General features: G+C 72.9%; 19 protein-coding genes. 7 read left to right on the top strand and 12 right to left on the bottom strand.

Annotated elements, in window-relative coordinates; genetic code table 11:
- The 9 genes from ABZ564_RS24160 to ABZ564_RS24120 all read right to left on the bottom strand — a co-directional run.
- A partial coding sequence (locus ABZ564_RS24160; protein ID WP_360860155.1) for a multifunctional oxoglutarate decarboxylase/oxoglutarate dehydrogenase thiamine pyrophosphate-binding subunit/dihydrolipoyllysine-residue succinyltransferase subunit occupies positions 1–2,812 on the bottom strand: 2,812 nt, incomplete at its 3' end.
- Between the two features lie 257 nt (positions 2,813–3,069).
- Positions 3,070–4,146, bottom strand: coding sequence for a HAMP domain-containing sensor histidine kinase (locus tag ABZ564_RS24155; protein ID WP_360860152.1), 1,077 nt, complete (start codon positions 4,144–4,146; stop codon positions 3,070–3,072).
- Positions 4,143–4,880: a response regulator transcription factor gene (locus ABZ564_RS24150; RefSeq protein WP_360860149.1), complete on the bottom strand. Its 738-nt coding sequence runs from the start codon at positions 4,878–4,880 to the stop codon at positions 4,143–4,145. The genes ABZ564_RS24155 and ABZ564_RS24150 overlap by 4 nt, the downstream gene beginning before the upstream one ends.
- A 235-nt stretch (positions 4,881–5,115) precedes the next feature.
- Positions 5,116–5,808, bottom strand: coding sequence for a spermidine synthase (locus ABZ564_RS24145; RefSeq protein WP_360860147.1), 693 nt, complete (start codon positions 5,806–5,808; stop codon positions 5,116–5,118).
- A 101-nt stretch (positions 5,809–5,909) separates the two neighbouring features.
- The gene (locus tag ABZ564_RS24140; protein ID WP_360860144.1) at positions 5,910–6,512 is read right to left on the bottom strand and encodes a hypothetical protein; all 603 of its coding nucleotides are present in this window, start codon (positions 6,510–6,512) and stop codon (positions 5,910–5,912) included.
- Positions 6,509–7,810 carry a hypothetical protein gene (locus ABZ564_RS24135; RefSeq protein WP_360860141.1) on the bottom strand — a complete coding sequence of 434 codons (1,302 nt, stop codon included), beginning with the start codon at positions 7,808–7,810 and terminating at the stop codon, positions 6,509–6,511. Before ABZ564_RS24135 ends, ABZ564_RS24140 begins: the two co-directional genes overlap by 4 nt.
- Positions 7,807–8,589, bottom strand: a complete 783-nt coding sequence (locus ABZ564_RS24130; RefSeq protein WP_360860138.1) for an ABC transporter ATP-binding protein — start codon at positions 8,587–8,589, stop codon at positions 7,807–7,809. Before ABZ564_RS24130 ends, ABZ564_RS24135 begins: the two co-directional genes overlap by 4 nt.
- A gap of 10 nt (positions 8,590–8,599) precedes the next feature.
- Positions 8,600–9,526: a hypothetical protein gene (locus ABZ564_RS24125; RefSeq protein ID WP_360860135.1), complete on the bottom strand. Its 927-nt coding sequence runs from the start codon at positions 9,524–9,526 to the stop codon at positions 8,600–8,602.
- Positions 9,523–10,125, bottom strand: coding sequence for an RNA polymerase sigma factor (locus ABZ564_RS24120; protein WP_360860132.1), 603 nt, complete (start codon positions 10,123–10,125; stop codon positions 9,523–9,525). The genes ABZ564_RS24125 and ABZ564_RS24120 overlap by 4 nt, the downstream gene beginning before the upstream one ends.
- Before the next feature lie 207 nt (positions 10,126–10,332).
- Between ABZ564_RS24120 and lon the strand changes: the two genes are divergently transcribed.
- Entirely contained in the window at positions 10,333–12,747 is a 2,415-nt protein-coding gene (lon, locus tag ABZ564_RS24115) for an endopeptidase La (RefSeq protein WP_360860129.1), read from the top strand.
- A 75-nt stretch (positions 12,748–12,822) separates the two neighbouring features.
- On the opposite strand, the gene ABZ564_RS24110 is transcribed toward lon, so the two are convergent.
- A complete protein-coding gene (locus ABZ564_RS24110; RefSeq protein WP_360860164.1) occupies positions 12,823–13,503 on the bottom strand; it encodes a polysaccharide deacetylase family protein in 681 nt (226 codons plus the stop codon).
- A 278-nt stretch (positions 13,504–13,781) separates the two neighbouring features.
- A complete protein-coding gene (locus tag ABZ564_RS24105; protein WP_360860126.1) occupies positions 13,782–14,630 on the bottom strand; it encodes a lysozyme in 849 nt (282 codons plus the stop codon).
- A 240-nt stretch (positions 14,631–14,870) separates the two neighbouring features.
- Between ABZ564_RS24105 and ABZ564_RS24100 the strand changes: the two genes are divergently transcribed.
- Positions 14,871–15,353 (top strand): MarR family transcriptional regulator, encoded by a 483-nt coding sequence (locus ABZ564_RS24100; protein WP_360860123.1) that lies wholly within the window; start codon positions 14,871–14,873, stop codon positions 15,351–15,353.
- Positions 15,354–15,378: 25 nt separating this feature from the next.
- On the opposite strand, the gene ABZ564_RS24095 is transcribed toward ABZ564_RS24100, so the two are convergent.
- The gene (locus ABZ564_RS24095; RefSeq protein WP_360860120.1) at positions 15,379–16,161 is read right to left on the bottom strand and encodes a hypothetical protein; all 783 of its coding nucleotides are present in this window, start codon (positions 16,159–16,161) and stop codon (positions 15,379–15,381) included.
- A 366-nt stretch (positions 16,162–16,527) separates the two neighbouring features.
- On the opposite strand from ABZ564_RS24095, the gene ABZ564_RS24090 reads away from it, so the two are divergent.
- Genes ABZ564_RS24090 through ABZ564_RS24070 form a run of 5 tightly spaced genes read left to right on the top strand, consistent with a single transcriptional unit; the run spans position 16,528 to position 22,460 of the window.
- Complete coding sequence (locus tag ABZ564_RS24090; RefSeq protein ID WP_360860117.1) at positions 16,528–19,659, top strand: nitrate- and nitrite sensing domain-containing protein; 3,132 nt, start codon at positions 16,528–16,530, stop codon at positions 19,657–19,659.
- The gene (locus tag ABZ564_RS24085) at positions 19,656–20,135 is read left to right on the top strand and encodes a roadblock/LC7 domain-containing protein (RefSeq protein ID WP_360860114.1); all 480 of its coding nucleotides are present in this window, start codon (positions 19,656–19,658) and stop codon (positions 20,133–20,135) included. Before ABZ564_RS24090 ends, ABZ564_RS24085 begins: the two co-directional genes overlap by 4 nt.
- A complete protein-coding gene (locus tag ABZ564_RS24080) occupies positions 20,132–20,548 on the top strand; it encodes a DUF742 domain-containing protein (RefSeq protein WP_360860111.1) in 417 nt (138 codons plus the stop codon). Before ABZ564_RS24085 ends, ABZ564_RS24080 begins: the two co-directional genes overlap by 4 nt.
- Positions 20,529–21,179 carry an ATP/GTP-binding protein gene (locus ABZ564_RS24075; protein ID WP_360860108.1) on the top strand — a complete coding sequence of 217 codons (651 nt, stop codon included), beginning with the start codon at positions 20,529–20,531 and terminating at the stop codon, positions 21,177–21,179. The genes ABZ564_RS24080 and ABZ564_RS24075 overlap by 20 nt, the downstream gene beginning before the upstream one ends.
- Before the next feature lie 39 nt (positions 21,180–21,218).
- The gene (locus tag ABZ564_RS24070; RefSeq protein WP_360860105.1) at positions 21,219–22,460 is read left to right on the top strand and encodes a styrene monooxygenase/indole monooxygenase family protein; all 1,242 of its coding nucleotides are present in this window, start codon (positions 21,219–21,221) and stop codon (positions 22,458–22,460) included.
- Positions 22,461–22,474: the final 14 nt, after the last annotated feature.

The raw sequence follows: 22,474 nt of genomic DNA, 5'->3' as shown, positions 1-22,474 counted from the left end.
CCATCAGCAGCGAACCGATGGCCAGGGTCTCGCCCATGCCCCAGTCGATCGTGCCGTTCTCCACCGAGGCGGCGCGGCGCTGCATCTGCGGGAGCAGACGCGGGTGCACGGTGATCGACTCGGGGATGTTGACCTGGGACTCGGCGATCCGCTTGACGATCTCGGCCGAGACCGCGGTGTTCACGGCCACCGGGAACTCGGCCTGCGGGTCCGAGGTGTGCGGCTGCGCCGGCTGCGAGGTGGCCTCGCGGACCTCGGCGAACACCTTCTCCAGCTGGCCCTGGAAGTCCTGGAGCGCCTGCTCCGCCTCTTCCAGGGTGATGTCGCCGCGACCGATGAGGGACTCGGTGTAGAGCTTGCGCACCGAGCGCTTCTTGTCGATCAGGGTGTACATCTGCGGGTTGGTGAACTCCGGGTTGTCGCCCTCGTTGTGACCGCGGCGGCGGTAGCAGATGAGGTCGATCACGACGTCCTTGTTGAACGCCTGGCGGAACTCGAAGGCGAGCCGGGCGACCCGGACGACGGCCTCGGGGTCGTCGCCGTTGACGTGGATGATCGGCGCCTCGATCATGCGCGCCACGTCGGTGGCGTACATCGAGGAGCGCGAGGACTCCGGGGCGGCGGTGAAGCCGACCTGGTTGTTGATCACCACGTGCACGGTGCCGCCGGTGCGGTAGCCGCGCAGCTGCGACATGTTGAGCGTCTCGGCGACGACGCCCTGGCCCGCGAAGGCCGCGTCGCCGTGCAGGGCGACGGGCAGGACGGTGAAGTCCGTGCCGCCCTTGTTGATGATGTCCTGCTTGGCGCGGGCGATGCCCTCCAGGACCGGGTCGACCGCCTCCAGGTGCGAGGGGTTGGCGGCCAGCGAGACCTTGATCTGCTCGCCGTCCAGGCCGGTGAAGGTGCCCTCGGCGCCCAGGTGGTACTTCACGTCGCCGGAGCCGTGCATCGAGCGCGGGTCGAGGTTGCCCTCGAACTCGCGGAAGATCTGGGCGTACGACTTGCCCACGATGTTCGCGAGGACGTTCAGGCGGCCGCGGTGGGCCATGCCGATGACGACCTCGTCGAGGCGGGCCTCGGCGGCGGAGTCGATGACCGCGTCGAGCAGCGGGATGACGGACTCGCCGCCCTCCAGCGAGAACCGCTTCTGGCCGACGTACTTGGTCTGCAGGAACGTCTCGAACGCCTCGGCGGCGTTGAGGCGGCGCAGGATGCGCAGCTGCTCCTCGCGCTCGGGCTTGGGGCGCGGACGCTCCACCCGGTCCTGGAGCCACTTGCGCTGCTTCGGGTCCTGGATGTGCATGAACTCGATGCCGGTGGTGCGGCAGTACGACTCACGCAGCACACCGAGGATGTCGCGGAGCTTCATCATCGACTTGCCGGCGAAGCCGCCGACCGCGAAGTCCCGCTCCAGGTCCCACAGGGTGAGGCCGTGCTCGGTGATGTCCAGGTCGGGGTGCTTGCGCTGGTGGTACTCCAGCGGGTCGGTGTCGGCCATGACGTGGCCGCGGACCCGGTAGGAGTGGATCAGCTCGAAGACCCGCGCGGCCTTGGTGACGTCGTCGTCGTGCGAGGCGTCGATGTCCTTGAGCCAGCGGACCGGCTCGTAGGGGATGCGCAGCGCCTTGAAGATCTCGTCGTAGAACTCGTTCTCGCCGAGCAGCAGCTGGGAGAGGATGCGCAGGAACTCGCCCGAGGCGGCGCCCTGGATGACCCGGTGGTCGTACGTGGAGGTCAGGGTCATGACCTTGGAGATGCCCAGCTTGTTCAGGGTGTCCTGCGAGGTGCCCTGGAACTCCGCGGGGTAGTCCATCGCGCCGACGCCCATGATGAGGCCCTGTCCGGGCATCAGGCGGGGCACCGAGTGGACGGTGCCGATGCCGCCGGGGTTGGTCAGCGAGGCGGTGACGCCGGTGAAGTCGTCCATGCCGAGCTTGCCGTTGCGGGCGCGGCGGACGATGTCCTCGTAGGCCTGCCAGAACTCGAAGAAGTTGAGCGTCTCGGCCTTCTTGATGGCCGCGACGACCAGCTGGCGGTCGCCGTTCGGCTTCACCAGGTCGATGGCGAGGCCGAGATTGACGTGCTCCGGCTTGACGAGGGTCGGCTTGCCGTCCTTCTCCGCGTAGGAGTAGTTCATGGCCGGCATGGCCTTGAGGGCCTGCACCATCGCGTACCCGATGAGGTGCGTGAAGGAGATCTTCCCGCCGCGGGCGCGCTTGAGGTGGTTGTTGATGACGATGCGGTTGTCGAAGAGCAGCTTCACCGGGACGGCGCGCACGGACGTGGCCGTGGGCAGCTCCAGGGAGGCGTTCATGTTCTTCGCGACCGCGGCGGACGGGCCGCGCAGCGTCACGTACTCCGGCCCGGCCGGGGCCTCGGTGTCCGCGGCGGCCTTGGCCTTCGCGGCCGGGGCCTTGGCGGCGGGGGCCTTCGCGGCCGGAGCCGGTGCGGCCTGCGCCGGGGCCTTGGGCGCGGCGGGAGCGGCCGGTGCCGGGGCGGCGGGTGCCGCCGGGGCCTGGGCCGCGGGCTGCGCCGGCGCGGTGTTGTTGGTGGGGGCGGCCGGGGCCGCGGGCGCTGCAGCCCCCGCGGCTGCGGCGCCGGGAACGGGCTTGTCCGCCGTGCCGGTCTTGCCCGGCTTGTAGTCGGCGAAGAAGTCCCACCAGGCGCGATCGACCGAACTGGGGTCCTGGAGGTACTGCTGGTAGATCTCGTCGACGAGCCACTCATTGGCGCCGAAAGCCGCGGCCGGGTTGGTGCCCGGGCCGGCCTGGTCGGTCGAGATGCTCGAGTTACTGGGGGACTGAGACGACACGGCGGCAACCGCCCTCTTCCGCTTCACAAGGTGATGGACAGCGGGAATCAAGGCTACGCCTCCGAGGCCGTTCCCTGCAGGCCGGGGAGGTCTTCGTCGTGCAAGTCACATCGAAAGCCGGGTTTCGGCGCAGGAAATGGCGGGAAACAAGCATGGTTCCGCTTCGCTCCGGGTACGCGAGGCCGCAGCTGCGGCCCCTTGGACCGTACCCCTTGAACAGAACACGCAGAACGCGGCCTTCCGGTTCGAACCCTATGTCAACCTCGCGGTTGCGGAATTCCCGGAAGAGTGACACGGATGCGGCAGCCGCGAGCGGATTCGGCCACTCCGATCCGGCCGCCGTGCAGATCCACCGCCCAGCGCGCGATCGCCAGGCCCAGCCCCGTCCCGCCGTCGCTGCCCGGACCGTGCGGAGAGGCCACCTCGCCCCGGTTGAAACGCTCGAAGACGCGGTGCCGTTCGGCCTCCGGGATGCCCGGACCCTCGTCCAGCACCTCCAGGTGCAGGGACTCCGGCTGCGGGCCGCGCCGGGCCAGCACCGTGACCCGGCCGTGCGGCGGGCTGTGCTTGACGGCGTTGTCGATGAGGTTGGCCACCACCTGGTGCAGCCGCTCCGCGTCCGCGTGCGCGGTCAGCTCCGGCGGCGACACGTCCAGATGCAGATGGACGTCCGTACGGGAGTGGTTGCCGGAGCCGGAGGAGAGCCGGCGGTGCGCGGCGGCGAGGTTCGCCTCCTTCAGCACCCCCGAGAGATACGGCCACACCTCGAAGCGGCCGGCCTTCAGCGGCACCACGCCGTTGTCCAGCCGGGACAGGTCGAGCAGCGTCTCCACCAGCCGGCCCAGGCGTTCCGTCTGTTTCAGCGCGGTGCGCATCGTCTCGGGGTCGGCGGAGGACACCCCGTCCACGACGTTCTCCAGAACGGCTCTCAGCGCCGCGATGGGGGTGCGCAGTTCGTGCGAGACATTCGCCACCAGCTCCTTGCGGTGCCGGTCCACCGCCGCCAGGTCGTCGGCCATCAGATTGATGGTCTGCGCCAGGTCGCCGAGCTCGTCGCGGCGGCCCGCCCCGTTGACCCGCCGGGTGTAGTCCCCGTGCGAGATCGACCGGGCCACCGCGCGCATCTCGTCCAGCGGCGCGGTCAGGCCGTGCGCCACGAACTGGGTGATCAGCAGGGTCGCGATGACCGAGAACACGGTGATGAACCGCAGCTCGGTCCGCGTACGCAGAGCCACCATGAGCAGCCCCGTCGTGATGAAGACCGACACCACCACCAGGGTGCCCAGCTTGGCCTTGATCGAGAACGGCCGCAGCCCCGGTCCGGGCGCGGTCATGGCGCGGGGGTCTCCAGCGCGTAGCCGACACCGTGCACGGTACGGATGCGCTCCGCGCCGATCTTCCGGCGCAGCGCCTTGATGTGACTGTCGACGGTCCGGGTGCCCGAGGCGTCCGCCCAGTCCCAGACCTCCGCGAGCAGCTGTTCCCGGGAGAGCACCGCGCGCGGGGTGTTGGCCAGGCAGACCAGCAGGTCGAACTCGGTCGGGGTCAGGTGCACGTCCTCGGCGCGGACCCGCACCCGGCGCTGCGCGTGGTCGATCTCCAGCTCGCCGAGGCGGAGTATGCCGCTGCGCGGCGTCACGGCGGCCAGCGCGGCCCGCTCCACCCTGCGCAGCAGCACGTGCACCCGGGCGGCCAGCTCGCGCATCGAGAACGGCTTGGTCATGTAGTCGTCGGCGCCGACCCCGAGCCCGACGAGCATGTCCGTCTCGTCGTCCCGCGCGGTCAGCATCAGCACCGGCACCGGCCGCCGGGCCTGGACGCGGCGGCAGACCTCCAGGCCGTCGAAGCCGGGCAGCATGATGTCGAGCACCATGAGATCCGGCTGCCAGGCCTCGGCCGCGTCCACGGCCGCCGGGCCGTCGAGAGCGGTCTGCACCAGGAAGCCCTCCGCCCGCAGCCGGGCGGAAATGGCATCGACGATCGTGGCGTCGTCCTCGACCACCAGCACCCGGCGCTGTGCGCCCGGGGTGGCCGCGACGCCGTTGTGGGTGGTGTGTGTCTGTTCCATCGCCCCGCCCCTGCCCGTTCTCACGGAGGCCATTCCCCCGGACGTACGGTTTTCGCTCGTGAATTTCGTGGGTGACCCCGCTATCGGTCAGCAGCGTAGAGGCAGCGGAGGGTTCCCGGCTACGCAGGGTGCAAGGCCGGACGGCCCCGGCGGGCGTACGCGGGCGGCGGAGCGGCGCGCTCGTGGGGCCCGGATCCCGGGTCTCCGGGGATTCGCGATACCCGCCGGGGGAATGTCAGTCCGCTCGAATTGCGAGATGGACCACGTCGGGCACACCTCGGGCAACGCCCACTTCTTCCGTCCTTACCCCCTGGAACCCGGCATTCCGTAGGGCCTGGTCGAACGCGGCGGACGGTTGTGCGGACCACACGGCGAGCACCCCGCCCGCCGTGAGCCGCGCGCGGCAGCCGGCCAGACCGGCGGCCGAGTAGAGGTCGCCGTTGTCCTCGGTGACGGTCCAGTCCGGCCCGTTGTCGATGTCCAGGCACAGAGCGTCGTAACGGTCCGTAGTCGTACGCAGGTACGCGACGAGGTCGGTCGTCAGGATCTCCGTACGGGGATCGGCGAGCGCCGGTCCGGAGATCCCGGCCAGCGGCCCGTCCAGGTGCCAGTCCACGATCGCCCGCTCCCGTTCGGCGACCGCGATCCGGCCCCAGCGCGGTTCGGCGGCGGCCCGGGCGAGCGAGAACCCGACACCGAGCCCGCCGATGAGCACGGAGGGCGCGGTACGGCCGGCCGGCAGCGCGGCGAGCGCGGCGTCGACCAGCAGCCGCTCGGAACGCCCGTCGGAGGTGTCCATCAGGAAGCACCCGTTCGCGATGATCTCGAAGTCCTCGCCGCGTCTGCGCAGGACGACCTCCCCGTACGGTCCCTCGCGGCGGTCCAGGGTGACGGGGGCGGCGGCGTCGGGGCCGAGCGTAGGGGGCATGGCGCTGATCTCCGGTGGACGCGGTCGGTGTCCCCGCCATCCTGGCGCGGCGGGGCGGGCGGGGCCAGCGGATTCGTGCGGGTCGCGGTCGCGGGTCCCGGTCAGCCCCGTTCGCGGCGCGCCCCGCGTACGGCGTAGAGCGCCGCCCCCGCCGCGAACGCCGCCGCCGCGACCGCCCACGCCCACACCTGCGGCCCCGGCTGCATCGGCCAGGCCCACACGGAGGCCGCGCCACCCGGGGTGCGCGGCGCCGCCAGATAGACCGCCCCGCCGTACACGGTCATCGGCAGCCAGCTGAGCCTGGCCCCGATCAGGGCGGCCGAAGCGGCCGTGACCCCGGTCGCGCCGAGCACGTTGCGCACCATGCCGGGCGCCCCGAACGCCTCGGGGTGGCCGGGGACGGCCAGGGCCAGGGCCGCGGCGGCCGGGACGGCGAGCGCGAGCAGGTGCAGCAGCCGCCGGGGCCACCAGCGCCGGACCGCCGTCCGGTCGAGCTCGTCGGCCGCGGCGTACAGGCTCGTCCCGATGGCCGACGAGACCAGCAGCGGGGCCAGCACCAGGACGGGGACGCGGGCGCTGTGGTCGAAGTTCGGCTGCGCCTGGAGCCAGTGGGCGGCCCAGGCGGCGAGCAGGGCGACGCAGGCCAGGGCCGCGGCGGTGCGGGGGAGGGCGCGGGAGCGGAGGTAGAGGACGGGGAGGCTCACAGGGCCGGCACCTCCGAGGGGTCGCAGCTGTTGCGGGTGGTCATGTAGCGGCCCAGCCAGGCGCGGCGCTCGGCGTCGGGCATGGCTTCGAGGCGGCGGAGCTCCGGGGACTTCTCCGTGCCGGTGCCAAGCCCTGCGGGGGCGAGCCAGGTCGCGACAGCGCCGCCCGCCGCCCCCACCGGAGGGCCGTCGGAGTTTCCGTGATGATCCTGCGGGCAGTCCCGCATCGTCAGGTTGGCGGCCACCTGCCAGACGTAGTCCTCCGTGTCCTGCAACCGCCCGCGCAGGAGGTACCAGCCGGGGTTGGGCGGCGGGATCCACGCCTCTTCCGGGCCCTGCAGGGGCAGCCGCGCGACGTAACGCTCAGGCGCGCCCCGCACCCCCTCCAGCCGCCCGGTCAGCCCCGACAGCGCCTCGGCGACCTGGGGCAGCAGGTGCTCCTGACGCCCGCCCAGGCAGATCTGCGGGCTCCCCTCCGTGCAGACGAGGCGGCCGGCCGCCGGGTCGTCCCGGAACAGGCCGTCGCCCGTGGACACGATCAGCGGGGCGACGGCGGCCGCCACGGCGAGCGGCACGAGGGCGGCGAGCCGGCGCCGGGCCGCAAGGGCGGTGAGCGCGGCGGCCGCGAGTCCCAAGGTCCACACCGTCATGGCGGGGGCGTACCACCACACGGGGAGGCTGTCGTCCAGTGCGATGTTCACAGCCGGGTCGAGGTACCGCGCCGGGGACTCCGAGTAGCTGGGCACCCCGAGCACCAGGTACATCAGCGCGGCGACCACGGGCGGGGACAGCCGCCACCGGCACAGCACACCGGCGGCGAACCCGAGCAGCGCCACGGCCGCCAGGAAGGCGCCGTCCACCACGACGAGGGAGAGGAGCGGGCCGCCGCCGCCCGCGTACGGCCAGGTGGCCAGCAGCGCCCCGGCCAGCGCGACCGCGTACCCGGCGACCGCCCACAGCGCGAGCGGCAACGCGGCCATCGCCAACCGCTGCCACCGCGCACGCGGCGTGGAGCGCCACAGCTCATCGGTCGAGCGCCGGTGGTCGCGGGCGCCCTGCCAGCAGGCCGCGGCCGCCACCAGCGGGCCGGCGAGCAGGGTGGCACCGGAGTGCAGGAGGCTCTGGGTCTCGATCCAGTCGCCCTGCCAGTCGTCGGCCTTCGCGGCCATGGTCACGCCGAGCATGAGCGCCGTGGACAGCCCGGTCCACGGGGCGATGCCGCGCCGCGCCTCGGCCCGCAGGACGGGGAGCGCCGGACCGGCGGCTCCCCGCCGCGCGGGGGCTTCGGTGAGGGTCACCGGGCACCCGCCGTCGCCCGGTGGGAGCGCAGGGCCGCCGTGTACCCGCGCTCGATCGGGCTGCCGCCGAGCGCGTCCGGGCCACCGTCCGCGCCGAGCGCCGCCAGTTCGCGCGTCGTACCCCGGTACGCGACGCGGCCCGCCTCGATCAGGGCCACGTCCTCGCAGGCCGCCACCACGTCCTCGACGAGGTGGGTGGAGAGGATGACCGTGGAGTGCTCCCCGAGGTCCCGCATCAGGGCGCGGAACTCGACGCGCTGTTCCGGGTCGAGCCCGGCGGTCGGCTCGTCCAGCAGCAGCAGCTCCGGTTCGTTGACGATCGCCTGGGCGATCCCGACGCGCCGGACCATGCCGCCGGACAGCGTCTTCATCCGGGAGTCGATCCGGTCCGCCAGGCCCACGCGCTCCACGGCGCGCTCGACGGCGGCCGCCGTCCGGGCGCCGTCCATCTCCTTGAGCCACGCCACATAGGCGACGAACTCGCGGACGGTGAACCCCGGGTAGTGGCCGAACTCCTGCGGCAGATAACCCAGCCTGCGCCGGACCGCGGCCCGGCCGCGGTGGTCCGACGCCGCGCCCACCTCGGTGCCCAGCAGCTCGATCCGGCCGGCGTCCGGCGCGGCGGCCGTGGACAGGACGCGGATCAGCGAGGTCTTGCCCGCCCCGTTGGGGCCCAGGAGCCCGTGCACACCGGGCCCGAAGTCGAGGTCCACGGCGTCCAGGGCGGTCCTGCGGCGGTGCCGCACCGTCAGCCCCGACACCTTGACGGTGCTGTTCACGCGATCACGCTCATGACGTCTCCAGATGGTCGAAGGATCGGCGGCGCAGGGCCAGCAGCCCCGCGCAGAGCACGGCCGCCGCCGCCCAGGCGCCCTGTGCGGAAGGTCCGGTGAAGAAGCGGGTGGCCGTACGTGCCGCCTCGGCGAGCGCGGACGGTGACGCTCCGAGGCCCGGTACGGTGACGGCCGCCAGCCAGGCCGCCGCGACGGTCCAGGCCCCGGCGCGGCACCCCACGTACGAGCCGAGACCCAGCGCCGCCAGCGTCAGGGCGAGCCCCGGCAGCAGCCAGGACAGCGCCCCCGGCGTGCCCGCCGACGCGGGCAGTACGGCCCAGGCCGGTCCGAGCACCGGCACGGTCGCCCCGAGCACCGCGGCGGTCCTGATCAGCAGCAGCCGCAGCCCGCCACGCGGGGACGCGGCGATGATCTCGTGCATCGGGTCGGCGGAGCGCCCGTACGAGAAACCGACCCCGGCGAGCGGCAGCACCGGCGCGACGACGAGAAGCAGCGGCCGCGCCGCCTCGCCGAGCCCGCCCCCGTACGCCAGCGCCACGGCCGCGCACGCCACCAGCAGCAGCGCGCTCGTCCACGGCCCCCGCACCGCGGGCCCGGCCGCCCAGAGCATCCGGCCGATCCGGTGGGCGCGAGGCGCCGGACGCCGCGCGCCGACGCCGGACACCCGGCGCCACGCACCCGCCCCGCGCACCCGCCATCCGCCCGCGACCCGGACCGGCTCGGCGGCGGCGCCCGCGAGCACCGCCGCCCGGACCTCGTCCAGCACCATCGCCGCCCCCCGGCCGCGTACCGCCGCCGACACGCGCTCCGCGCATCCGGTACAGGACTCGACGTGCTTCTCCACGGACCAGGCGTCCGTCTCCGGGGCCGAGCCCTCCGCGTACCGCAGAACCAGATCGTCCGTCACGTGCCACGTCGTCATGCCGTCCCTCCCAGGGGGCCGTTCTCCGCGACCAGGCGGTCGAGGGCGGCGCGCAGCTCGCGGCGGGCCCGCAGCGCCCGGGTCTTGACCGTGCCCTCCGGTATGCCGAGCAGCCGGGCGGCCTCCCTGGTGGTCAGGCCGTCGACCACCGTCGCCTTCAGGACCTCCCGGAGCTCGGGCGAGATCCGGTCGAGGGCGGCGCCCACGTCCCCGTACTCCAGACCCGCCAGGACCCGGTCCTCGGCGGATGGCGCGGGGGCGGCCCAGCGGGAGTCGCCCGCCTGTTCGGCGGCTGCCGCGCGTTCCGTCCGCGCCCGGGTCCGCTGGGCGTCGACCAGGCGCCGGGCGGCGATCACCCAGAGCCAGCCGCCGGCCTCGGCGCCCCGGTGCGCGGCGGCCGAACGCCAGACCGTCAGGAAGGTGTCCTGCACGACCTCCCGCACGGTCTCCGCGTCCGGGCACCGGCGGCTCAGCCGGGCGAGCAGCCAGCCGGAATGCCGGTCGTAGAACGCGGCCAGGGCGGCCGTGTCCCCCTGCGCGACGGCACGCAGCAGCGCCTCGTCGCTCCGGTCGTCCCCCGAGGGGCCCAAGTGGCTCACACCCCCTCTATCGGAGACCGGGCACCGTCCGGTTCACGCCGGGCCCGCGCCATCCTCGCGCAGGCGGTCGACGCCGGTGTGCCACGGCCCTGGGAGGTCCGCCCACCCGGCGATCCGATCGCTCAGAGCGAACACCCGTTGGGGAACATCGAGCCGCTCACAACCATTGAGTCTTCATAGCTCAACTTGACTGCCGAAGGGGAGATCATGGCTACTGAGTCCAACGCCGTCACACCGCTCACCCTGCCCGTGCTGCCGCTCGACGACGAGGTCGTGCTGCCGGGAATGGTGGTGCCGCTGGACCTGTCGGACGCCGAGGTGCGCGCCGCCGTCGAGGCCGCTCAGGCCGCCGCCCGGGAGGGCGGGGGCAAGCCCGAGGTGCTGCTCGTCCCGCGCATCGACGGTACGTACACCGGGATCGGGGTCCTCGGGACCGTCGAGCAGGTGGGACGGCTCTCCGACGGTGACCCGGGCGCCCTCATCCGGGGCCGCGACCGGGTCAGGATCGGAGCGGGCACCAGCGGGCCGGGCGCCGCGCTCTGGGTGGAAGGGGTCCGGGTCGACGTCTCCGTCCCCGACCCCCTGCCCGGGGCCGTCGCCGAACTGGTCAAGGAGTACAAGGCGCTCGCCACCAGCTGGCTGAAGAAGCGCGGCGCCTGGCAGGTCGTGGACCGGGTCCAGCAGATCGAGGGCGTCTCCGCGCTCGCCGACAACTCCGGGTACTCCCCCTTCCTCACCACCGCCCAGAAGGTGCGCCTGCTGGAGACCGCCGACCCGGTCGCCCGGCTGAAGCTCGCCATCCAGTGGCTCGGCGAGCACCTCGCCGAGCAGGACGTCGCCGAGTCCATCGCCAAGGACGTCCAGGAGGGCGTCGACAAGCAGCAGCGCGAGTTCCTGCTGCGGCGCCAGCTCGACGCCGTACGCAAGGAGCTCTCCGAGCTCAACGGCGATCCGGAGGACGAGTCCGACGACTACCGGGCCCGCGTCGAGGCCGCCGAGCTGCCCGGGCACGTCCGCGAGGCCGCGCTCAAGGAGGTCGAGAAGCTGGAGCGCGCCTCCGACCAGAGCCCTGAGGGCTCCTGGATCAGGACCTGGCTCGACACCGTCCTCGAACTGCCCTGGACCGAGCGGACCGAGGACGCGTACGACATCAAGGCCGCCCAGGAGATCCTCGACGCCGAACACGCGGGCCTCCAGGACGTGAAGGAGCGCATCACCGAGTACCTCGCGGTGCGCAAGCGGCGGGCCGACCGCGGGCTCGGCGTCGTCGGCGGGCGGCGCGGCGGCGCGGTGCTGGCCCTCGTCGGACCGCCCGGCGTCGGCAAGACCTCGCTCGGGGAGTCCGTCGCGCACGCCATGGGCCGCACGTTCGTCCGCGTCGCGCTCGGCGGCGTCCGGGACGAGGCGGAGATCCGCGGCCACCGGCGTACGTACGTCGGGGCGCTGCCCGGGCGCATCGTCCGCGCCATCAAGGAGGCCGGTTCGATGAACCCGGTCGTCCTGCTCGACGAGATCGACAAGGTCGGCTCCGACTTCCGGGGCGACCCGGCCGCAGCCCTCCTCGAAGTGCTCGACCCCGCGCAGAACCACACCTTCCGCGACCACTACCTGGAGGTCGAACTCGACCTCAGCGACGTGGTCTTCCTGGCCACCGCCAACGTCCTGGAGGCCATTCCGGAGGCGCTGCTCGACCGCATGGAGCTGGTCAGGCTCGACGGCTACACCGAGGACGAGAAGGTCGTCATCGCCCGCGACCACCTGCTCCCGCGCCAGCTGGAGCGGGCCGGCCTGGAGAAGGACGAGGTCACGCTCGACGAGCCGGCGCTGCGCAAGCTGGCCGGCGAGTACACCCGGGAGGCCGGTGTACGGAACCTGGAGCGGGCCGTCGCCCGGCTGCTGCGCAAGGTCGCGGCCCAGAGTGAACTGGGCGACCGCGAACTGCCGTTCACGGTGGGCGCGGACGACCTGCGCGGTCTCATCGGCCGCCCGCACCACGTGCCCGAGTCCGCCCAGGACCCGGCCGAGCGCCGTACCGCGGTGCCGGGAGTGGCCACCGGGCTCGCGGTGACGGGGGCCGGTGGGGACGTCCTCTTCGTGGAGGCGTCGCTGGCCGACCCGGAGACGGGGGCGTCCGGACTGACCCTCACCGGTCAGCTCGGTGACGTCATGAAGGAGTCGGCGCAGATCGCGCTGAGCTTCCTCAGGTCGCACGGCGCGGAACTGGAACTGCCGGTCGCGGACCTCAAGGACCGCGGCACGCACATCCACTTCCCGGCGGGCGCGGTCCCCAAGGACGGCCCGAGCGCGGGCATCACGATGACGACGGCGCTGGCCTCGCTGCTGTCCGGGCGGCTGGTCCGTACGGACGTGGCGATGACGGGTGAGGTCTCGCTGACCGGACGGGTGCTGCCGATCGGCGGGCTGAAGCAGAAGCTGCTGGCCGCCCACCGCGCGGGGATCACCACCGTGGTGATCCCCAAGCGGAACGAGGCCGACCTGGACGACGTGCCGGCCGAGGTGCTGGAGACCCTGGAGGTCCACCCGGTCACCGACGTCCGCCAGGTCCTGGAGATCGCCCTCGCCCCGGCCACGGCGGAGCACAGGATTCCGGCCGCGGCGTAGCGGCGTGGCGGAGGTCCCGTCCGCGGGCGGCCCGGCTCCCCCTCGGGGGGAGGCGGGCCGTTCCCCGTAACCCGGTCAGGGGCGGTAGACCGTGCCCGGCACCGGCTCGGCGGGCGCCATCAGCTGGGGGACCGTCACAAACGTGTAGCCCTGCTTCTTCAGCGCGTCGATGATGCCGGGCACCGCGGGCACCGTGCCCTTGTAGATGTCGTGCAGCAGGATGATGCCGTCCCTGCTCGCCTGGTCGAGTATCCGCTTCTCGATCAGCGCGGAGTCGGTCGTCGAGTAGTCCTTGGCGGTGGCGCTCCACAGGATCTGGGAGAGCCCGAGATCCTTGCTGATCTCCGAGACGGTGTCGTCGGTGCGGCCCTGGGGCGGGCGCATCAGCCGCGGCTTCCTGCCGGTGATCTCCGCGATCGCGTTCTGCGTCTTCTCCAGCTCGGCCCGTATCTCGGCGGGCTTCTTGTCCGTGAGGATCTCGTGCGACCAGGTGTGGTTGGCGATCTCGTGCCCCTCCGCCGCGAGGCGGCGGACGGTGTCGGGGTGCTTCCTGACGTGGTTCTTGCCGAGCAGGAAGAACGTCGCGTGGACCTTCTTCTCCTTGAGGATGTCCAGCAGGTGGGGCGTGTCATCGGCCGGGCCCGCGTCGAAGGTCAGGGCGATGCACTTGGCCTTGCGGCAGTCCACCGGGCCGAACGACCCCTTGGCGTCCGACGCGGCGTCGGCGCGGGCCGAGCCGGGCGCTGTGGTCTCCATCGAGCAGCCGCTCAGCGTCAGCGTGAGCGCTGTCACAAGGGTGACGGCCAACCCCGTGCCGATCGACTTCCTCTTACTGGGCACGGCGTGCCACTCCTTCAGGTGATGGGCCGCACTGGTGTTCGGCCTGGAGTGGCGACTGTACACGCGAGGTATACGCCCGTTGTATAGCGGGGTGGCGTTCCGGCCTGCGCGGGAAGTGCCTGGTCAGGGCCGTGGGCGCGAGGGAGCCCGGCGACGGGGTGCGTCACCGGGCTCCGCAGGGCGAAGGGCCGCCGCTATCCGTTGGCGAGTGCCTGTACGCGGTCGAGGGCGCCGTTGAAGTGGTTGTGGTCGCCCACCGTCGGGCCGGACGAGGTGTACTGCCAGATCGTGTAGAAGCCCCAGCCGGCCGGGAGCGTGCCGACCGTGCTGCTGTACCGGGCCACCCACAGGGGGTTGGTCGTGCCGAAGCTCGCGTTGTTGCCCGTGCAGGCCTGCCACCAGCTGGTCGCGGTGTAGATGACCGCGTCCCGTCCGGTGCGCGCCTTGTACGTGTTCACGAAGTCACGGATCCACGAGACCATCTGAGCCGCCGTCTTGCCGTAGCACTGCGCGCCGTACGGGTTCCACTCGATGTCGAGCACGCCCGGCAGGGTCTTGCCGTCCCTGGACCAGCCGCCCCCGTGGTCCACGAAGTAGTTGGCCTGGACGGCGCCGCTCGTGGTGTCGGGCGTGGCGAAGTGGTACGCGCCGCGGATCATCCCGACGTTGTACGAGCCGTTGTACTGCTGGGCGAAGTAGGGGTTCGTGTAGTACGTGCCCTCGGTGGCCTTGGTGTAGGCCCATTTGACGCCGCTGTTCCACAGCGTGGACCAGGCGACGTTGCCCTGGTGGCTGCTGACGTCCACGCCCTCGGTCTGGGCGGCGAGGGTGCCGGCCGGCGCCTCGCCCTTGCCGTTGCCGTCATGGGCGATGACGCCCATGCCCATGCTGGCGGTGCCGCGGGCGGGTGCGGTGGGTTTGCCGGCCGCCGCGTTCGACGTGCCGGGGAGGGCGATGAGGAGGGAGAGAGCTGCGAGCAGAGTGCCGGCCGCCGCGAAGCGCGAGCGGCGGGCCTTCTTGGAACCGGATCTGTGCACGGGCATTGCGTGCCTCCGAGGCCTCAGTGGGGGGATCTGCTGACCCGGGGGGCGCCCCGCGGCGACCCCGGCGGCACGCCATGGTATGAACATGCCACGCATGACGCTACGCACGTAGACCCGGGTGGCGGAAGAGGGCCTGGGCGGTGCCGTTGGTCTACGCCTACGAAATAATGACCGAGCTGCGGCGATGACCGGCGGCGAAGGAAACTTTCATCGGCGGGAAAGCTCATGAACGGTGTTGACGTGCACGGGAGCGAAAACGGGCGTGAACCCGGCGCAACCGGAGAAAGTGGTGTGGACCACGAATTTCTCGCCCTGGAGCTGGAGCTGGCCGTCTTCCTGCGCCGCGCGCGGGCCAACTCCGGTGAGATGGCGCGCGAGGTGCACCCCGAACTGGAAGCCGCCGCCTACGGCCTCTTCGTACGCCTGGAATCCGCCGGCCGGCAGCGGGCCACCGATCTCGCCGCGTACTTCGGGGTCGGCAAGGCCACCATGAGCCGTCAGCTCCGCGCCCTGGAAGCCCTCGGACTGGTGGCGCGCGAGCCCGACCCCGCCGACGGACGCGCCTTCCTCGTCCACCTCACCGAAGAGGGCCTCGCCCGCTTCCGGAGCGTCCGCGACGCCCGCCGCGACCGCTATGTCCGCAAGCTCGCCGACTGGGACCGCGCCGAGGTCGCCGAACTGGCCCGGCTGCTGCACCAGCTGAACGCCCGCGCCGAGGACTGAGAGCGGTGGCGGGCCACGTGGCGCCTCACAACCGGGCGTAGACCGCCGTCGCGTCGTCGTGGGTCTTGCCCCGCAGGCGCTCACGCTCCGTGTCCGCGTCCTCCAGGGCGCGGACCCGGTCGATCAGCCCCTGCGGGCCCTCCTTCTCCAGCACCCCGAGGCACGCCGCCCAGTCGCCCGCGCCGAACATCTCCGTCCAGCGGCTCGCCCCGTCCGTCAGCGCCGCCAGCGCCCGCACACCGGCGCGCGGCGTCCGCCCGGTGACCGCGCGCTCCGCCACGGCCGGATCGGCGGCGGCCGTGAAGAAGCCGCCCTCCTTGTTGCGCGCCCGGGCGTCGGCCACCGTGTCCGACACCAGCAGTTCCGGCGGCAGCCGGCCGAGCCGGTCGTCCAGCACCGCGCGGACCTCCCCGGCGGGCGACTCGAGCAGCAGTACCGAATCGGACAGCACCAGGTGCTCGACCTCGGCCTCGTCCCAACGCGCCACGACGACGGTCGCCTGCGGCGTACGTGCGTGAGAAAGGTCACACGTGGAGCGGTGGCTGTCCGCGGTGCGCCGGATGGACTCCGCGAGGATCTCCCGCAAGGTCAGATCGCGCCGCGAACCGGACAGTTCGACCAGCGCCCCGCCCAGCCTCGCCGTGAACCACGGAACCGAGTGCACACAACCGGCGTCGTCCCTCGGCGGGGTGACACCGTCGAGCAGCACCAGCCCTCCGCCCCGACCTGAAGCAGGGAGGACGGTGGCCGTCCAGTCCTCGTTCGGGCGCCCGGGGGCGCCGGCGGCGGTCGCGAGCTCGATACGCATGCGGCCAGTCTGCACGATGCCTTCACCGCGCCTGCACGGCACCGGGATTGGTGCGTACCGGCAGGTCAGGCCGTCCGCCGAGGCGGAAGGAGGCGCTCCGCCCGGGAGTGCGGGCGGGGATCCTGCCAAAGCCCGCCCGGAACTTCCAGCCGGTGTCCGCACCCGGCGCCGGAACCCGCTGGGGGAGACTTGTTCGCCAACTCGGGAGTGATGTTCACTCGTTCGAGTGGCGGAGCGGTTGATGCGCGTCTCCTTCCCAAAAGCACTGGAATGGTCGGAAGCCGTACCAGGGGGGCGGGACGCTCGTTCATGTGACCGTGCGTCACCTCTGCTTCAAGGGCGGACGAGTCAAGAATGCGAGCACCGGTGCAGAAGAAGCGGCCTCGGAGCAAGGGCGGCAGCAACAGCGGTTCCGGGGCGGCGCCGACGGCCCCGGCCGAGGGCGGTCGCACCGTACGCGTCCGCAGCCGGCTGGTCGCGGGTGTCGCCGTCGTCGGGATCACCGTCATAGCGGCGGGGACGCCGGCCATCCTCGCCGCCTCGTCCGACCTCACCGACTCGCAGAACCTGATCACCCTCGCCGAGCTGAACCAGCAGGCCATCTCCCTGGCCCACTCCCTCGCCGACGAACGCGACGAGGTCACCGCGTACATCGCGGGCGGCCGGGAGGGCGAGCCGGGCAGCCGGGAGACCCGCGTCGACCAGCAGGTGGACGAGATCCGGGAGGCGGCCCCGGCCGACCTGCTGCGCGACCTGTCCACCATCCCCTCCCTGCGCCGGGACGCCGTCAGCGGCAAGGGCACGGCGCTGGAGGCCCACCAGGCGTACTCCGAGGTCATCGCCAAACTCCACGGCCTCGCCGACGAGCTCGCCCGCGACACCCCGCCGCGCGCCGCCGAGGCGACCCGCACGCCGCAGGAGCTCGGCCGGGCCACCGAACAGGCCTCCGCCGCCCGCGGGCTGCTGCTCGCCGCGCTCGCCGTGCCCCGCCCGGAGCCGGCGCCCCCGCAGACCGACCCGTTCACGGGCCTCCCCCTCCAGCCCCGGGACGAGGGCGAGACCAAGGAGGACCGCACCCGCGACGCGCTGAGCGCCGCCGCCCAGCGGGCCCGGGTCGGTGAACTCTCCGCGCTCGCCGACTTCGACCAGTCCGCCGGCGCCACCGCCCGCGACAAGCTGGCCTCCACCGTCACCGGCCCCGAGGTCAACAGCGCCGAGAAGTACCTCGCCGAGCTGACCGACCGCCCCGAACTGTCCGACTCCGACCTGAAGATCAGCAGCAAGAAGGTCGCCGCGGCCCTCTCCGCCCGCGTCGACCGGATGCGCTCGGTGGAGTCCGCGCTCGGCACCACCCAGGTCCAGCGGCTGGAACAGCTGCGCGACGACGACGTCACCGCGCTCGAACTGCGGATCGCGCTCCTCGGCGGCTGCCTGCTCGTCGCCGTCGCGGTCTCCACCGCCGTCGCCCGCACCCTCACCCAGCCGCTCGCCGTGCTGCGGATCGGCGCCGCCCGGCTCGCCGCCGAACCCGCCACCGCCGAACCGGTCCGCTACACCGGCCGCAACGACGAGTTCGCCCAGGCCGTCCGCTCCGTCAACGCCCTGCACGGCCAGTTGCAGGGGCTGCTCCAGGAGTTCAACGGCCGCTTCGAGAGCCTGGAGACCGAGCGCGCCGAGCTGATCGCCGGCCGCGAGGCCCTCATGGTCCAGCGCGCCGAACTCCAGGTGCGGGCGGCCGACCTGACGGCCCAGCTGGAGAAGCTGAAGAACACCGTCCACCACACCTTCGTCAACCTCTCGCTGCGCACCCTCGGCCTGGTCGAACGGCAGCTCGGCGTCATCGAGTCCCTGGAGGAGCGCGAGCAGGACCCGGAACGGCTCGGCACCCTCTTCAAGCTCGACCACATGGCCACGGTCATGCGCCGCCACAGCGAGAACATGCTGGTCCTCGCCGGCGCGGAGCACGGCCACGGTCACCCCGGCCCGATCCCGCTGGTCGACGTCCTGCGCGCCGCCGTCAGCGAGATCGAGCGGTACGAGCGGGTCACCATCCAGTCCCTCCCGCCGCACGCCCAGGTCGCCGGATTCGCCGCCGACGACCTCAGCCACCTGGTCGCGGAACTCCTGGAGAACGCCACCTCGTTCTCCCCGCCCGACTCCCACGTCCAGCTCTCCGGCTGGCTCCTGGAGAGCGGCGAGGTGATGCTCTCCGTCCAGGACGAGGGCATCGGCATGTCCTCCGTACGGATGGGCGAGCTGAACACCCGCCTGGCCGACCCGACGCTCTTCGAGGCCGGCGAGCAGAACGCGGACGGGGCCGGGCTCGGCCTCCAGGTGACCTCGCTGCTCGCCGCCCGTCACGGCGTACGGGTGGAGCTGCGCGAGCAGAAGGGGAGCGGGGTGACCGCGGTCGTCGTGCTCCCCGAGGCCCTGCTGCCCAAGACGCTCCCGACCGCGACCCCGCCGCCGGTCACCGCACCCGGCGACGCGCCCACGCTCAATCTGCCGGGCTCGGTCGCCGAGGCCAACTCCAACACCCTGCCGGGACGCTCCGAGGCGACCTCCGAGGACCCGATGATCGCGGCGGCGGAACGGGCGCTCGCGGAGGCGGGGGCGGCGCAGCCGCCGGAGGAGGCGCGGGCGGCCGGAGCCGCGACGGAGGAGCAGGCCGGGGCACCTGCGGCCGACGAGCCCGCGAGGACGCTCGAAGCGAGTGCCGTGCCCGAGCCGGGGGCCGTACCCGAGGCGGACGCCGTGCCCGAGCCGGGGGCCGTACCCGAGCCGGGTGCTACCTCCGAGGCGGGTCCCACGCCCGAGCCCGGGGCGGCCCCCGAGCCCGGGGCGGCTGGAACCGGGGCGGCCGCCGGGACCGGAGCGGCCACCAGGCCGAAGCCCGCGCCGGAGACTGGCCCCGCCGACGAGACCGATCCCGAGGCCACCCTCCAGGTCCGCCTGCCCCGGCCGCCGAAGGCGGAGGACGCACCCGCGCCCGCCGTCGGCCCGTACGCCGTCGGCCCCGACCGCCATGAGCGCGCCGCCGACGAGGCGCCGCACGCGGACCCGGCCCCCGTGACACCCGAGGCCCCCGCGCCGGTGGAAGCCCCCGCCCCGGTGGAAGCCCCCGCCCCGGCGGACGCCCCCGCGCCGGCGTCCGCCCCCGCGCCGGTGGAAGCCGCGGGCGCCGTCCCCGGTCCCCGTAGGGCGGAGACCGGTTCCGTCACCGCCAAGGGGCTGCCCAAGCGGACCCCCAAGGTCGTCCGGCCCGCCGGGGCGCCCGCCGCCGAGCGCCGGGGGAGCGTCGACAGGGAGGCGCTGCGGCGCCGGCTCGGCGGCTTCCACCAGGGCGCCAAGGACGGCCGCCGGGACGTCGAGGCCGAGCTCGCCGAAGGCGCCGGGCCGGCCGGGAGCACCACACGTACCGAACACGCCGAGCCGGCAGGCCGTAGCGACGGCCGGACCGGAGAGACGGGGGACACAGTCGAGGAGGCACGCAGTTGACTGCGCCCAGCACATGCGGGCTGAGCACCGAGGCCCGGAACCTGCACTGGCTGCTGAGCAATCTGGTGGAGGAGGTGCCAGGGGTCCACTCGGTCACCGTCGTCTCGTCCGACGGGCTGATGCTGCTGTCCTCCGACCCCGGCCACCGCACCGCCGCCGAGCCGGGTCCGCAGAGCGGACCGCGCGGCTCCAGCGCCGACCTGGCGACCATCGTCTCCGGCATCGGCAGCCTCACCGCCGGCGCCGCGAAGCTGATGGAGGGCGGCGGCGTCAAGCAGACCATGGTCGCGATGGACGAGGGCAGCGTCTTCGTCATGTCGATCAGCGACGGATCACTGCTCGGGGTGCACGCCGCACCCGACTGCGACATGAGCGTCATCGCGTACCACATGGCGCTGTTCGTCGGCCGTGCCGGACACGTACTCACCCCCGAACTCCGCAGGGAACTGCGCACATCGATGGAGAGCACCCAGTGAGCGACACCGCTGCCGGACCCGCCCGCAGGCTTCCCGTACGAGGGGCCGGCAAACGGCCCGCGCGGGTCCGCCCGTACTCGCTCACCGGCGGCCGCACCCGCTTCGGGCACGTCCTGCTCGTCGAGACGTTCGTCGCCGCGCTGGAGGCTCCCGAGGAGCGCCGCGAACTCACCAACGGCAACCTGGCGTCCCGCCTGATGCCGGAGCTCAGGGCCATCGTCGAGCTCTGCCGCCGGATGCGCACGGTCGCGGAGATCTCGGCGCTGCTGAAGATGCCGCTCGGCGTGGTCCGGGTGCTGCTCAGCGACTTGGCCGACCAGGGAAAGATCCGCGTGTACGGGACCGGTCACGGCACCGGCCAGCCCGACCGCGCACTGCTCGAAAGGGTGCTCGATGGACTCCGTCGTCTCTGAGTCGCCGCTGTTCGCCCCGCGGCAGCCGGGCCCGGCGGACCGGCCCGAGGAGAAGCTCCAGCCCTGGGAACTGGACCGCACCCGGGCCCCCATCGCCACGAAGATCGTGGTTGCGGGCGGCTTCGGCGTCGGCAAGACCACGTTCGTGGGCTCGGTCTCCGAGATCACCCCGCTGCAGACCGAGGCCATGATGACCCGGGCGAGCGAGGACACCGACGACCTCGGCGCCACCCCGGACAAGGCCACCACGACCGTCGCCATGGACTTCGGCCGGCTCACGCTCGACGACGACCTCGTGCTGTACGTCTTCGGCACACCGGGCCAGCAGCGGTTCTGGTTCATGTGGGACGACCTGGTGCGCGGCGCGATCGGTGCCGTCGTCATGGCCGACACCCGCCGCCTCGCCGACTGCTTCCCCGCCCTCGACTACTTCGAGAGCTGCGGACTGCCGTACATCGTGGCCGTCAACCACTTCGAGGGAACGCCGGGCTTCGAGGCCGACGACGTCCGGGAGGCCCTGACCGTGCCCGCCCACGTCCCCGTCATGATCATGGACGCGCGCAACCGGATCACGGTCGTCGAGTCCCTGCTGGCCCTCGTCGGCCACGCCCTCGACGTCAGCCCCGCGTAGCCCCCCACCTCCCCCAGCACCACACAACGGAGAACCGCGATGCGGAAGATACTCATAGTCGGAGCCGGTCAGTCCGGGCTCCAGCTCGCCCTCGGACTGCAGTCCAAGGGGTACGAAGTCACCCTCATGTCCAACCGCACCGCCGACGAGATCCGCTCCGGCCGGGTCATGTCCACGCAGTGCATGTTCCACACCGCGCTCCAGCACGAGCGGGACCTCCGGCTCAACTTCTGGGAGTCGCAGGCCCCGCGCATCGAGGGGCTCGGCGTCTCGGTCGCCGCCCCCGACTCCTCGCGGGCCGTCGACTGGGTCGGCAGGCTCGACGGGTACGCCCAGTCCGTGGACCAGCGCGTCAAGATGGCCGGCTGGATGGAGACCTTCGCCCAGCGCGGCGGACAGCTCGTCATCCACGGCGCGGCCGTCTCGGACCTGGACTACTTCTCCCGCGCCTACGACCTGGTGCTGGTCGCGGCGGGCAAGGGCGAGCTGGTCTCGATGTTCGGCCGGGACGCGTCCCGTTCGCCGTACGACGCCCCGCAGCGCGCGCTGGCCGTCGCGTACGTCCACGGCATGGGCCCGCGCCCGGAGCACCCGGAGTTCGACGCGGTCCGCTGCAACCTGGTCCCGGGCGTCGGCGAGCTCTTCGTGATGCCGACCCTGACCACCTCGGGCCGCGCCGACATCCTGTTCTGGGAGGGCGTCCCGGGCGGGCCGCTCGACGCGTTCCAGGGCATCAAGGACCCCTCCGAGCACCTGGCGAAGACCCTGGAGCTGATGGAGCGGTTCACCCCCTGGGAATACGCCCGCGCCACCAAGGTCGAACTGACCGACGCCAACGGCACCCTCGCCGGCCGGTACGCCCCCACCGTCCGCAAGCCGGTCGGCCGGCTGCCCGGCGGCGGTCTGGTGCTCGGCGTGGCGGACGTGGTCGTCGCCAACGACCCGATCACCGGCCAGGGGTCCAACTCGGCCTCCAAGTGCGCCGCCGCCTATCTGGAGGCGATCGTCGAGCACGGCGACCGGGAGTTCGACGAGGCGTGGATGCAGGCCGCCTTCGACCGCTACTGGGACACCGCCCAGCACGTCACGAAGTGGACCAACGCGATGCTCGGCGTCCCGCCGGAGCACGTGCTGAACCTCATCGGGGCGGCCGGGCAGCTCCAGCCGGTCGCGGACCGCTTCGCCAACGGCTTCAACGACCCGGCGGACTTCGAGAACTTCTTCTTCGAGCCGGAGAAGGCGAACGCCTACCTCGCCTCGGTGGCGGGCCCGGCCGCCTGACGCCGCGGCCCCCT

The organism is Streptomyces sp. NPDC019224 (assembly GCF_040632605.1).
GTDB lineage: Bacteria > Actinomycetota > Actinomycetes > Streptomycetales > Streptomycetaceae > Streptomyces.
The sequence above is the reverse complement of the archived record's forward strand: the minus strand, read 5'-3'. Positions and strand labels throughout refer to the sequence as shown.